Origin of the sequence: Bradyrhizobium sp. URHD0069 (assembly GCF_000701345.1) — a bacterium.
Taxonomy (GTDB): Bacteria; Pseudomonadota; Alphaproteobacteria; order Rhizobiales; family Xanthobacteraceae; genus Bradyrhizobium.
Genome location: NZ_KL370775.1, coordinates 345,813 through 358,789, shown reverse-complemented (window position 1 = coordinate 358,789; position 12,977 = coordinate 345,813). Strand labels below are relative to the sequence as shown.

8 protein-coding genes and 5 pseudogenes are annotated in these 12,977 nt (G+C 61.9%); 4 read left to right on the top strand and 9 right to left on the bottom strand.

Annotated elements, in window-relative coordinates; translation table 11 throughout:
- Positions 1 to 339 precede the first annotated feature (339 nt).
- Entirely contained in the window at positions 340 to 1,614 is a 1,275-nt protein-coding gene (locus tag N554_RS0132245; RefSeq protein WP_029587208.1) for an acyl-CoA dehydrogenase family protein, read from the bottom strand.
- Positions 1,615 to 1,848: 234 nt separating this feature from the next.
- Between N554_RS0132245 and N554_RS0132240 the strand changes: the two genes are divergently transcribed.
- Positions 1,849 to 2,628, top strand: a complete 780-nt coding sequence (locus tag N554_RS0132240) for an enoyl-CoA hydratase-related protein (protein WP_029587207.1) — start codon at positions 1,849 to 1,851, stop codon at positions 2,626 to 2,628.
- A 180-nt stretch (positions 2,629 to 2,808) separates the two neighbouring features.
- On the opposite strand, the gene N554_RS0132235 is transcribed toward N554_RS0132240, so the two are convergent.
- From N554_RS0132235 to N554_RS0132225, 3 genes are read right to left on the bottom strand one after another with little or no spacing between them, the layout of a single operon-like run.
- Positions 2,809 to 3,171, bottom strand: a complete 363-nt coding sequence (locus tag N554_RS0132235) for a DUF6285 domain-containing protein (protein ID WP_029587206.1) — start codon at positions 3,169 to 3,171, stop codon at positions 2,809 to 2,811.
- A gap of 55 nt (positions 3,172 to 3,226) precedes the next feature.
- Positions 3,227 to 4,210, bottom strand: coding sequence for a phosphotransferase family protein (locus N554_RS0132230; protein WP_029587205.1), 984 nt, complete (start codon positions 4,208 to 4,210; stop codon positions 3,227 to 3,229).
- Complete coding sequence (locus N554_RS0132225) at positions 4,207 to 4,998, bottom strand: enoyl-CoA hydratase/isomerase (RefSeq protein WP_029587204.1); 792 nt, start codon at positions 4,996 to 4,998, stop codon at positions 4,207 to 4,209. Before N554_RS0132225 ends, N554_RS0132230 begins: the two co-directional genes overlap by 4 nt.
- Before the next feature lie 167 nt (positions 4,999 to 5,165).
- On the opposite strand from N554_RS0132225, the pseudogene N554_RS0132220 reads away from it, so the two are divergent.
- Positions 5,166 to 5,576: pseudogene (locus N554_RS0132220) on the top strand (SDR family NAD(P)-dependent oxidoreductase); the annotation flags it as partial.
- Positions 5,577 to 6,679: 1,103 nt separating this feature from the next.
- Here the strand turns inward: N554_RS0132220 and N554_RS36905 are convergent.
- Positions 6,680 to 7,267, bottom strand: coding sequence for a GNAT family N-acetyltransferase (locus N554_RS36905; RefSeq protein WP_029587202.1), 588 nt, complete (start codon positions 7,265 to 7,267; stop codon positions 6,680 to 6,682).
- A gap of 306 nt (positions 7,268 to 7,573) precedes the next feature.
- On the opposite strand from N554_RS36905, the gene N554_RS37685 reads away from it, so the two are divergent.
- The gene (locus N554_RS37685; RefSeq protein WP_245283781.1) at positions 7,574 to 8,815 is read left to right on the top strand and encodes a CHRD domain-containing protein; all 1,242 of its coding nucleotides are present in this window, start codon (positions 7,574 to 7,576) and stop codon (positions 8,813 to 8,815) included.
- A 499-nt stretch (positions 8,816 to 9,314) separates the two neighbouring features.
- Here N554_RS37685 and N554_RS36900 read toward each other — a convergent pair.
- From N554_RS36900 to N554_RS36895, 3 genes and pseudogenes are all read right to left on the bottom strand, one after another.
- Positions 9,315 to 10,273: pseudogene (locus N554_RS36900) on the bottom strand (MBL fold metallo-hydrolase).
- 53 nt (positions 10,274 to 10,326) lie between these two features.
- The gene (locus tag N554_RS0132200; protein ID WP_029587200.1) at positions 10,327 to 10,716 is read right to left on the bottom strand and encodes a cupin domain-containing protein; all 390 of its coding nucleotides are present in this window, start codon (positions 10,714 to 10,716) and stop codon (positions 10,327 to 10,329) included.
- 66 nt (positions 10,717 to 10,782) lie between these two features.
- Positions 10,783 to 11,534, bottom strand: a pseudogene (locus N554_RS36895) (SDR family oxidoreductase).
- A gap of 330 nt (positions 11,535 to 11,864) precedes the next feature.
- Between N554_RS36895 and N554_RS39285 the strand changes: the two are divergent.
- A pseudogene (locus N554_RS39285) lies at positions 11,865 to 12,624 on the top strand (IS5 family transposase).
- On the opposite strand, the pseudogene N554_RS41385 reads toward N554_RS39285, so the two are convergent.
- Positions 12,621 to 12,977: pseudogene (locus N554_RS41385) on the bottom strand (hypothetical protein); the annotation flags it as partial. The pseudogenes N554_RS39285 and N554_RS41385 overlap by 4 nt on opposite strands.

Sequence of the window (12,977 nt, the reverse complement as noted above, 5' to 3'; positions counted from 1 at the left end):
TGAGAGATCGGCCGGTCGGCGTTCGCCACACCGGTTGAGCCGGAGCTGCAAGAGGGGAGCAGATGGTAGGATCGATCGATCCGAGGTGCGAGACAGTCCGTGGGACCCATTGGCCGAAGAAAGGTCGTGAGGCTGTTTGGAGCTCGCGTCGCGGAAACCATCTTGGCCAGCGGTCTAAAACACACCGCATCAACAGGCCGGACATATGGATGCAAGCGATCCGATCAGACCCTGAAGAACTCTTGTGGCACGGGGGCCGTCCACATATGGGTCCCGGCGTTCGCCGGGACGACACCATTGGTGGAGCGGCGTAGTGTGCCAACGTAGACACACAGCCCCTCAATGCTTCCCTTCCCCCATATAACCGAACAAAAATCCCGCGACCTTGCGCTTCTGGATTTCCTCGCTGCCTTCGGTGATGCGGTAGCGGCGGTGATGGCGGTAGATGTGTTCGAACGGCTTGTGTCGCGAGTAACCCATACCGCCATGTACCTGCATGGCGCGGTCGGCGGCCTCGCAGCACAACCGGTTCGCCCAATAATTGCACATTGAGACCTTGTCGGAGAGCGTGTGCTCGACCTGCGCCTGCGTCAGCTGGTCCATCTCCCATGCGGTCTTGCGAATTAACAGCCGCAGCATTTCGGCTTGCGTCGCCAACTCGACCAGCGGCCACTGGATCGCCTGGTTCTCGGCAAGCGCCCGGCCGAAGGGTTTGCGCTCGCGCGCATATTTCACGCTTTCCTTAATGCAATACACCGCAGCGCCCAGCGAGCTCGCGGCCTGCCGGATCCGGTTCTCATGCACGAAACATTGCGCCAGCGACAACCCGCGGCCGACTTCGCCGAACAAGGCATCCTCGGGCACGAACACGTCGGTGAAGCTGACGCGCGGGTGGTCGGTCGGCATGTTGAAGGTCCACATATACTCCTCGACCTTGACGCCCTCACTCTTCACCGGCACCAGGAAGCAGGTGATGCCGCGCGCGTCGCCGTCACTGCCCGCGGTGCGGGCGAACAGCGCGCAGTGGGTCGCGATATGCATGCCCGTGGTCCACATCTTCTCGCCGTTGATGACCCATCCCTTGACGCCATCGCGGGTCGCCTGCACCGCGCGGGTTTCCATGTGGGTCGCATCCGAGCCGTGCTCGGGCTCGGTGAGGCCAAAGGTGATGCGGTATTTTCCGGTAATCGAGCCTTCGATCATCGCCTTCTGGTCGTCGCGGCCGTAGCGATCGAGCATGGTGACCAGCGGCAGATTTCCGACGATCGAATGCTCGTTCTGCAAATCGTTGTGCAGGCCGAGTCCCTTGGACGCAAAATGTTCGCGGATCACCGCCATCCAGAGATTGGAGCCATCCTTGCCGCCGTAGCGCCTTGGAATGGCGAAGCGAAGATGCCCCGCATCGTCGGCGATATTCTTCACCCTACGAAGCAGCGCTTCCCACTCATGCCGCGGCAGCCCGCCGTTTTCGAAATCCGTGCGCGCCCATTCGCGGCGATGATCGAAGAAACGGATGTTGTCATCGGCGTCCTCGATGGGCTTGATTTCTCGCGCGATGAATCGGTCGAGCTCCGCGAGATAGGCGACCAGGTCGGCGGGCAATGCAAAATCCAATGAACTTCTCCCGGGCGCGTTTCCTTGCAGGTGGCGTTTCCTTGTGGCTATCGCGAGGCCGCACGAACCAACCTGCGCCATCGATTAGGGTGAGACGCTCAAGCCAAGTCAAGCGATGGAATATGGCTTGTGACGCGCAGCCTACCTGCATAATTGGATGGCGCCGGATGGCAAGTGCAAGCTAATATTCAAGCCACGCATTCCACGCCACATAAAAAATCGACGGGAGCAAACATGGACTTGAAATTCTCCAAGGTTGCGCGCAAGGGCGCCATCACGATCGTGACGCTGTCGCGTCCGGAAGTTTACAACGCGCTGCATACCGATGCGCACTTCGAACTGAACAAGGTGTTCGACGATTTCTCCGCCGACCCGGAGCAATGGGTCGCGATCGTCACCGGGGCCGGCGACAAGGCATTCTGCGCCGGCAACGATCTGAAATGGCAGGCCGCTGGCGGCAAGCGCGGCTGGGATAGCGGCGGATTCGCCGGGCTGACTTCGCGCTTCGACTGCGACAAGCCGATCATCGCAGCCGTCAACGGCGTCGCCATGGGCGGCGGTTTTGAGATTGCACTGGCCTGTGACCTCATCATTGCGTCGGAGAACGCGACCTTCGCCCTGCCCGAACCGCGCGTCGGCCTCGCGGCGCTCGCGGGCGGACTGCACCGGCTGCCGCGGCAGATCGGTCTGAAGCGCGCCATGGGCATGATCCTCACCGCGCGTCACGTGAGCGCCCGCGAAGGCCATGAGCTCGGCTTCGTCAACGAGGTGGTGCCGCAAGGCGAAGCACTTGCGGCTGCGGAGCGCTGGGCCGAAACGATCTGCAAGAACAGCCCGATGTCGATCCGCGCTTCCAAGCAGACGATCCAGAAGGGCCTTGCCGTTCCGCTGGAGCAGGCGATCGCCGAACAGCGCGACTATCCCGCGGTCAAGGCGATGGCGGCGTCGCAGGATTATATCGAGGGGCCGAAGGCGTTTGCGGAAAAGCGCCCGCCGAAATGGCTCGGGAGGTAGCGATCCATCCTGTCTCGGACGCGGTGCACGTCTTCTTCCGTCATCGCGAGCCAACGGGTCGCGCGAAATGCGCGCCCGATGACAGGCTCCGCGGAGCAATCCATTGGCCGCGTCGGGACAAGTACTGGATTGCTTCGTCGCTGACGCGCCTCGCAATGACGAGTTAGCCGCCATCAGCTGCTAGCCCCGCCGATACGACGCGTAATTCGGCTGATCGACCGCGAGCTTGTCCATTGTGGTCTGCCACAAATGATCCGCAAGCCCAGGGGTCTGCAAGTCGAATTCGCCTTTCGCGATCTTGTCGGCGAGCGCGCGGTTGAGTTCAGCGAGCGAGCCTTGGATGCCGAGCAATCGCGACAGCCGCATCGCCTCCGCGGCATCGCTGCGGCTCTGCAGCGACAGTTGCCGCGTCACCAGATCGAGCGCGTTGATCGCAACCCGCAGCTTGAAGGCGTTGTGCCCGCTAACGACAGGCGCGATGTCGTCGCGCAGGAAGTCGGCGACCGCCTTGATCAATTCAGTGGGTGTCGGTTCATCCTGCATCTCTAGTTTCTCTTCCTCTTACGCATGACTGATCCGAAGCTTCCACTTTTCGGGATCATGCGCGTGGCGCAAGTAACCGCAACAGATCGATTTCGGTTTCCGACGAACGCCGGCCGATCATCGCGCGCTCGACGGAATGCTCAGGACCCATGCGAAACCGCTGCATCATGCCGCAACACATCACTCCCCAGCGCAAAGTGCCCATCACTTCCCAGAATTTTACCCGCTCCGGGTCGACGCTGCGGCCGGCCGCTTCATATCCGGCAAACAGCTCCTCGCGCGCTCCGAAACCGCCGACCGGCTTGTCGATCTCGCCAAAACGCCACGAATTGACGCAGATCCACCCCAGGTCTTCCATGGGATCGCCGAGATGCGCGAGTTCCCAGTCCAGCACCGCGCGCACGCCGTCGGGACCGATGATGAGATTGCCATGGCGGAAATCGCCGTGCACCAGCGTCACCTCTTGGGACGGACCGGGGTCGCGATCGCGCAGCCAGCGCAGCGCCAGTTCGAACACCGGCCGCGGCCAATCGAAGCTGCGGTAATCCCGTTCGAGCTCGGCGATTTCCCTCGCGGCCGTCATGCGGCGAAGCTCAGGCAGTTGCGCCGGGTCCAGTCCATGGATCCCGCCCAGAACCTTGCCAAGCTGGTGCGCGAGTTTCGGACGCGCCTGCGCAAACCGGTCATCGCGCAAGATCTTGCGCGGGATGGTTTCCCCATCGACGCGCTCCATGATGAAGCCGATGCCGAGTTCGTCCTGCGGCTGCAGCACATGCAGCACCCGCGGCGACGGCACGCCGGCGTCATAGGCAAGTTGCATGAGGGCGGCTTCGGCACCCAGCCCGGCCGCGCGCCCCGGCGCTGCGCCGTAACCCTGCGGCGCGCGCCGCAGGATCGCACCGACAGTGCCATTGGGGTGCACGATATCGAAGGACCAGGTCTCCTGGCTGGCGCCACCGGAGAGTCTGACAGCCTCCACCACGCCGGTCGCACCCGGACACCAGGACGCGACGCAGCGTCCAAGCTGTTCCTCCATCATTTGCCCTTGAATTTTGCGGGACGCTTTTCGAGGAACGCGGTCACGCCTTCCCTGAAATCTTCCGCCGCGCCGGCCATGCGCTGGAACTGCTGTTCCAGATCGAGTTGATCTTCAAACGAATTGTCCGGGCTCTCCCAGTACAATTTCCGGATCAGCGACAGCGCAATCGTCGGACCGTTCGCCAGCTCGTGCGCGAGCTTCATGGTCTCCTGCATCAAGGCCGCGTCATCATGGACGCGGTTGACGAGACCCCATTCCAGCGCCTTCTCCGCCGGAAGCCGTTCGCCCATCAGCGAAAGTTCCACCGAGCGCGCCTTGCCGATCATCCGCGGCAACAGCCAGGTCGAGCCGCAGTCCGGCACCAGGCCGATGCGGCGGAAGGCCTGCAGGAAATAAGCCGAGCGCGCGCACAGGATCATGTCGCCCATTAGCGCGAAGCTCATGCCGGCGCCTGCGGCGGCGCCGTTGACGGAGGTGACGATCGGGCAATGCAGGTTGCGCAGACGGCGCAGGAAGGGATGGTATGCGGTTTCAAGCGTGGCTCCGGCGTTGCTGCGGCCGGGCTTCTGACTGTCACGCCCCTGCAGATTGGCGCCGGCGCAAAATGCGCGGCCCGCGCCGGTCATGACAAGGCATCGTACTTCGCTGCGCCGGTCGTCGATCGCGTCGAGCGCCTCGCCGAGGCCGCCCAGCATCTCCGTGGAAACCGCGTTCATCACCTCCGGATGATCAAGCTTCAAGACAGCCACCGGGCCGTCGATTTCGAGCGTGACGTGCTTGAACTGCATCTGTTTCCCCGTGAGTTGTGGCCCGCGTTGTTCTCGCCGGGCGCAAAGCATTTCGATCTCAAAGCCATATTTGATTTTTAAGGCCGCCTTGTCCATGCTTGGGATCGAAAACATCTGCCGGCCACCGGACGCGCGGCTCACGCGCGCCAAACCAAATGGAAACGTTCATGGGCATTTTCGATCTCTCCGGCCGCGTGGCCGTCATCACCGGCGGTAACGGCGGCATCGGTCTCGGCATCGCGCAGGCGCTGGCCGCTGCCGGGTGCAATGTGTCGATCTGGGGCCGCAACGCCGAGAAGAACAAGAGCGCAGCGGCAACCATGGCCGGCGCGGCCGGCAAGATCGACACGCGGATTTGCGATGTCACCAATTCGGCCTCCGTCAAGTCAGCGATGGCCGCCACGCTCGACCGCTTCGGCCGGGTCGACGGCTGCTTTGCCAACGCCGGCATCGGCGGCGGCGGACGACACGCCTTCATCGACCGCACCGAAGACCAGTGGCGCAGCATGCTTGCCACCAACCTCGATGGCGTATTCCACGTGTTTCAGGCCGCGGCGCGCCATATGACCGAACGCGCCACCCGCACCCTTGCGCGCGTCTCGAAGGCCTCATCCTGAGGAGCACGCATCGCGCGCGTCTCGAAGGATGGCCGCGAGTTCGTGCGTTGCGTCCATCCTTCGAGACGCTTGCTCCGCAAGCTCCTCAGGATGAGGTCAGTATCCTTCACACGCTCTTTCGCCGGCGACAAAGGCTGGGCGTGTGGCGCGCTCGCACTCAATGCACGCCACCGATCCAAATTCAGACAGCCAAAACAATTTCAGATGCGCGTTCGCGATCCCGCGGCGCGATGCGCCCGAGGCGTGCTGGAATCTTTCGCCCAGGAAATGAGGGCGTGGGGAATGCCGGGTGCACGGTGCACCCGCAGCCCGTGTGCAATGGTAGTAAGCACACGGTAGTCACCGCAGGTCACCGGAACACCCGGCATTCCCGCACGCAATGGTTTTAACGGCTTATATCGTGCTCTCCCCGGCGACGAATTCGTCTTGTCACCGTCGTCGGCGGATTGGGGTTTTGCGGGACCCGGTTGGGCTCGCAAAACCTCCGCCGACTTGACACCAGCAACGGGTGCCAGGACCACACGGTTTTGCCGTACGCATCAGCGCCGTTCGTCTGCGCGCCGCAAATCGCTCACGAGGTTCAACTCGCCCTGCGATTGCGAAATGCGCGCCCGACGCTGCCGCGTCCACCGCATCCCACCCCGCGTCCGTGACGATCGCGATACGCCCCTCTCATGGGGTGAGACGGCGAGGCTTATGAAGTGATTTGGGTAAAACGGGAAGCGGAATATTTTTGGAAAAGGGACTGGACTACCCAAATCAGATTGATCCGCTTCAACAAATTACATCGTCCTGCTCATGAGGCTGGGGTGACATTCTCATACTCTGAGGATCCCAACGGATGCTCGGCAGCTCCAACGCGACGTGTGCCGGCTGCCGGAATGGGTCAATCGCGTCGTTACAAAATCTCCGGCCTATGTCCGATCAGCGGGCAATCTCGGAGATGCCGGTTCGCCCGAACGTCGACAACACGCAGTTGATGTCTGTTGTTGGCCCAACAGCGGAGGGGAATAGTCGTTGGCTAGCGAGCGCGCGCGCTCGGTGTTCGGCGGATTGGAGTATGCTCAAGATACAGTCCGCAGCATTGGCGTCATCGTCGGTGAAGAACCGTGCTGTATCTTTCCGACTACCCTGAAGCCGTGGCGCTCATAAAGGGAGATGTTTCGCGGATTCGAGCTTTCGAGGTAGGCGGCGATGCCCTTCTCGTCGCATCGTCGAAGAGCGTGTTTCATCAGCAACGTGCCGAGGCCTTGTCCGATCCAGTTCGGATCGGCAGCAATGAGGGGCAGATACCAATGTGGCTCGTGGGGATGATGTTCGGCCATTCCCTGGAGGACGGCGCCAATATCCTCGGCGATCTCCGGGCGCATAGCCTGCGCCATGATTGCTTCCATTGCAGCTTCATCGGGCTCCACGCCGGGCGGCAGCCATAGGGCGGCCGCGCGAGTTCCTTCAGTGATGTACGCTGTGCCATGATCGAATGCCTGGCCGCCAAAGGCTTTGACGAATTGAGGCATAGTCCTGAGATATTCGGATGAGTCGGGCCAAACCCAACGCGCCATCGGGTCGGCTGCAAAGCCGAGCACAATGGTGTTGATAATGTTTGCTTGAAAGTTCGCGCCCGCGGATTTGACTTCAGGCTCCGCTGTCATGATGCCGTCTCCAGTCATCAAATTGATTTGGCCATGCGTAGAAATTTCTATCTGACGTGATCCATCAATTCGATCGTGATCAAGCACTCCAATCAAGACACGTCCGAGCGAGCCGCACGATTAGCACCGGTTCCAGCTCTCAAAAGATCGTAATTGGTCAAGCTGCCAATTTTACGACATTTTGCTGTGCTCTAAAATTCGGAAGTGGCGTCGGTGTAGCCCGTACCGTTGTTCCTCGTACCATTGCCGCTGGCGGCCATAGATCCATAACGCGTCAGGGAGGATGTCATGTCCACTGCGTTCCGCGTGGTTCTCGAAGGCTCCCAGGAAGTACCCGCGACCGGCTCGACGGCAAGCGGCCTAGGAACTGTCATCTTCGACAGCGTGGCAACAACGGCGAGCTATTCGTTTCGGATCGAAGGCGTCGACTTTGGTCCGGCTATCGGTGCTGCGCCCCAGACGCCGTCTATCCTCGATGATGTCACCCGCACGCATTTTCACACTGCGGTTGCGGGCGTAAACGGACCCATTGTCTTCGGGCAGATCGACACCGTGGACCCGGCTTTTGAGCAAGACAACGACGACCTTGCTATTGTGCTTAATGCGGATGGCTCCTGGTCGGAGAGCGGCGTCTGGGAAACAACGGACCCGCCCAACCCGATGGGCGTTACAATCACCGACTTCGCCGACCAACTCGGTTCGGCCACCGTCGGAATGGCCGTACCGCTCTACTTCAATGTCCATACGAGCGAGTTTGGCGGAGGCGAAATCCGGGGTCAGCTGGTCGCCATCGCCGACGACAACGCGAATGTCGTAGAAGGTACGGCGGGCGACGACCTGCTCCCCGGACTGGGCGGCGATGACGTCATCCTGGGCCGCGCGGGGAATGACACGATCCAGGGCGGCGACGGCAACGACTTCATGTCCGGTGGACCGGGAGACGACAACTTCAACACCGGCGCAGGCAACGACGTCGTGCTCGGCGGAACAGGCGACGACCGGATCGGCGGCATGGCCGGCAGGGACATCGTAAGGGCCGGCGATGGCAACGATACGATCGCATGGAACGACCCGACTGGCGATGTCGTGTTCGGCGGCCGTGGTAATGATACCATTCTAGGCGGCGACGTTGCTGCTGACGAGATCCACGGTGGTGCCGGAGACGACCTCATCCGGGCATTCACGACATCGCCGGAAGCTGCCACCGCGAGTGACAAGCTGTTTGGCGGGAGGGGCAACGATGTAGTGATCGGAGGGAACGCCGCCGACACCATCGAAGGCGGACGCGGTGATGACTTCCTGACCGGCAACGATGGCGCCGATGTCTTCGTGTTCCGGAACGATCAAAACGGCGCCGACACAGTCACCGACTTCGATCCATCAGAAGACGTTGCCCAACTGGTCGGCTTCGATGCGAGTTTCGATCCTCTTGCCGCGCTGAGCGCGCAGGCGGCCGGCACCGAGCTGGATCTGGGCGGCGGCAATAGCGTGCTGTTCCAGGGCCGCACCCTAGCCGAGTTCAGCGCCGACGATTTTCAGATCGCGTAAAGACGCACGGCTGGCCGACAATCTATGGGCGGCGCGCGCATCGGAATAGATGGATAGCGGGCGCCGGGGTCTGCCGTGCAAGCATGCCACGCTTGCTACGGGTGGCGCGCTCCTCTTCTCACCTACCATCTGGTGGACGTGGGAAATCCCGGCCTCGCGCGAGGCCGGGTTGTTCACCCAGTGGTCTAGTGATCTGAACTAGTTTAGGTCGTGCACTCATAAATCGGAGGAGCCGAATCCTAAGCCGGCGAAGATACGGGCGGTGTCGTACGAGGCAGCGATCGACGAGTTGTTCAAATGCATACGGTCGTCCAGTGTGGTGGTTCAGAGTTCGCTTCATTTTCTCCGCGAGTTCTTCAAGCGAACTTCTGAACCTGAACCACACTAGAATCATAGGTTACTAGTGCCCTTTTGAATCCGAAGTTCGCTACGAGTTGCGCTGCATTACGAGGCGAACTTCGGATTCGGGACGCTAGTTCGGCCCTAACCCAACAAGCGGTCAGTACTCCCAGGGGCCCGGTACCCAACGAAAAACGTCGCCGTCGACCGCCACATGGCAGACGGACGGGAACGACAGGTGAGTGGCCACCAGCGACTCGCGGTTCGCCGCCAGCTCCCGCAAAAGACGGACCCGGACGCGGGCCGCCTCCTCGGGGTCGTGTTCGAAGCCGTTGTACCAGTCGGGGTGCTCGAACCCGACCTGGAACACAGCGTCGCCAGCGAACGTCAGCCGGTCGCTGCCGGATGCCAGGCGGACCACGCTGTGCCCGGGGGTGTGGCCGCCAGTGCGTGTGACGAGCACCCCCGGCGCTACCTCGTGCTTCTCCTCGAACGTCCGCAACTGGCTCTGGTACTCGTGCAAGAACCGCTTGGCCGTCCGCCGAAGCGCGTCCGGGAACCCCGGCGGCATGGAGACGTGGGAGAAATCGGGCGACTCCCAGAACTTGGTTTCGGCGGCCGCCACGTGGACCCGCAGGTCCGGACGCAGCCGGTCCCTCACTCCGTCGACGAGCACAGCCCGCCAACGTGGTCCATGTGCATGTGGGTGAGCACCACGTCGGTCACGGATGCGAGATCGATGCCGGCGGCCTCCAGTCGCTGGACCGTCCGCCCGGCCCGTGGCAAGTCCGGGAATTCCGCCCCCATCCCAGCGTCGATGAGTATGGTCCGGCCGCCGCTACGCACCACGACCACGTTCAGCGCCCACTCGAGCACGTCCGGCGGCAGGAACATGTCCTCCAGCCAGGCCGCCCGCACGGCCGGGTCAACGTTGTGGCCCAACATCGCGCCTGGCAGCGATAGCACCCCATCGCTGACCACCATTACGTCAATATCGCCGATCTTCAGCGCGTAGCGCGACGGAACCAACTCGGGCTCCGGTCTACCGTGGATGTACTTCGCGTTCACCTTGTCGGCGCAGTACTTGACCGAGGGCTGTGAGGTGTTGTCCAAGCTCATGTTTGTCTCCTGTTGACCGCCTTACCTTTCGTGTCCTTGGGTTGCCGTAACAGTCACTGTGCGGGCACGAGCGCCGGGGCGCCCTTGTCCTTGATCAAGAGCACCAGGAATTTCGCCGGCTGGGTGCCGCTCGCGTTCCGGTCGACGAGATGAACATCATCAGGGCCTTCATAGAAGGACTGTCCCGGTGTCAGTGTCACCTGTTGTCCACCCTTCAGCTGCATCACGACGGAGCCCTCCAGCACGTAAACAAACGCATGTGCATTGTGTCGGTGGATAGCGCTCGACCCGCCGGGCGCATGCTCGACTGTGATCATCAGAGCTTCCCTGCCGGGATTCTCCGGAAGATCCTTAGACATGAGTGACGTGACCTTAGGCTCCTGAGCCACCGCTGTGCCGGTCATGAGGCACAGAAGAACCAACGCAACGAGTTTGATCGTCATGGTCGCCTCTTTCGTTCGTTGCCCAGGACCCGCTCGTGACAGACTGGGCGTACCTCCGATGCGGGATCAGGCTGCTGCCTGTGAGCGGCGGAGCCATTCGTCGAAACCGATGCGGCCGAGGCGCGCCTCGCCCAACGGCACGAGCGAGTACTCCTCGACCCGGCTTCCGAAGTATCGGGCCTCGGGGTCGCTCACGACCTCACGCGGGTCGCCGACCGCCTTCAGATAGCGAGCGACGATTTCGTTGAACGGTGCTCGTTCCGGGCCGGCGATCTCGACGATGCCGTTGCGCGGCGACGCGAGCGCCACATCGGCAACGTTGGCTGCACGTCATCCGCCGCGATGGGCTGGAACAGGCCGGGCGAAATCCTGACTATGTTTCCAGCCGCGCCTGAATCGGCGATGCTGCGGAGGAATTCCAGGAACTGGGTCGAGCGGATGATGGTGTAGGCGATGCCGGAGGCCTCGATCAGTTTCTCCTGGGCGACCTTGGCGCGGAAATAGCCGTTGTCTGTCCGGTCGATTGCGACGATGGAGAGCGCGACATGGTGCCGGACACCGGCTGCGGCCTCCGCCGCGAGCAGGTTGCGGCCGGAGGTCTCGAAGAATTCCAGCACCGCCTTGTCTTCGAATGAGGGCGAATTGGCGAGGTCGATCACGACCTGCGCGTCGGCCAGGGCCTCTTTGAGCCCCTCGCCGGTGATGGTGTTGACGCCGCTGTTGGGCGAGGCGGCGAGGACTTCGTGGCCACCCTGGCGCAGAATGGCGACGGTCTTCGAGCCGATCAGGCCGGTACCGCCGATCACAACGATCTTCATGGTTGACCTCCCTTATCGATGACTGGAGATCCTAGATGATTGGAGGTCCTTAAATGAGTTCGAGAAGACGGTTCGAATGCTACTGAGACAAAATGCCGCCAGCATGACATGCCGCGCGGCTTCTCAGACGTCGTCGACTGATCAGCACTACTGATCGATTTGTGGAGGCACCTGGATGGCTCATGTCCAAGCTGAGCCATGATCGACAAAACTCAATGTGAGCACAACGAGTCCGCTTTCAGGTACATCGCGACCAAAGTCTCCCTTGCGCCGGCATATTGAGCCCGACTGCTGAACCGTGATTCAAGCCCTGACTGAAGGAGCTGAATCATGCGCTACGAACTCACCGATGATGAGTGGACTGCCATCAAGCCGATGCTGCCCAACAAGCCGCGCGGCGTGCCACGGGTGAACGACCGGCGCGTCCTCTACGGCATCTTCTGGGTCTTGCGATCTGGAGCGCCATGCCGCGACCTGCCGCAGGAGTTCGGCCCATACACCACTTGCTACATCGCTTCGTTCGCTGGCGACGAGCGGGCGTCTGGACCAAGGTCATGAGCGCGCTCGCCGGCGCTCATGACGCTGCTGTGCAGATGATCGACACATCTATCGTCCGCGTGCATCAGCATGGTGCCTGCATCACTCGGAACAGAAGACAGTCCATGGGACGATAACGAGGCGGGTTGACCAGCAAGATTCATGCGGTGGTCGATACCAATGGCCTGCCGGTCCGTCTCGCACTGACGGCTGGTGAGGCGCACGACAACCGGCTTGCAAGAACACTCCTCTCTCGTTTGAAGTCGGAAACAATGCTGCTCGCCGACCGTGGCTACGACGCAGATTGGATCAGAGCCCTTGTTCGCCATCACGGCGCCTGGGCAAATATCCCACCAAAAAGAAATCGGACAGAGACGCTATGCTTCAGTCCGTACCTTTACCGGGCTCGCAACTTGGTCGAACGGTTTTTCAACAAGATCAAGCATGCCGGCGTGTGGCAACGCGCTACGACAAGCTCGCGGCCAACTACCCCGCATTCGTCCAGCTTGCGTCCACACGCCTATGGCTGCGCGTTAATGAGTCCACGTCCTAGTAGTAGCCGTAGCCGCCCCAGCCGCCATATCCGGCCCAGCCGCCATAGCCGGGCCCGCAGACGTAGCGGGGACCCCACGCAGTGTAGGTCCAGCATCCGTCGTCGTAGCCGTAGCCATAGCCGTAGTCATAGTCGTAGTCGTAGGGGTAGAACCCCGCGCCGACGAAAAACGGCGCGAAGCCGAAGCCGCGACGACCGAACCGATTGAACCGACCGAACCGATCGAAGCGTGCGAACCGCGCGCCAGCGAAATCTCTGCGGAAACCGGCGCCTCGGAAGCCTGGACCGGCAAGCCCGCCTCGGAAGCCGGGACCGGCAAGTCCGCCTCGGAAGCCCGCACCGGCAACTCCGCC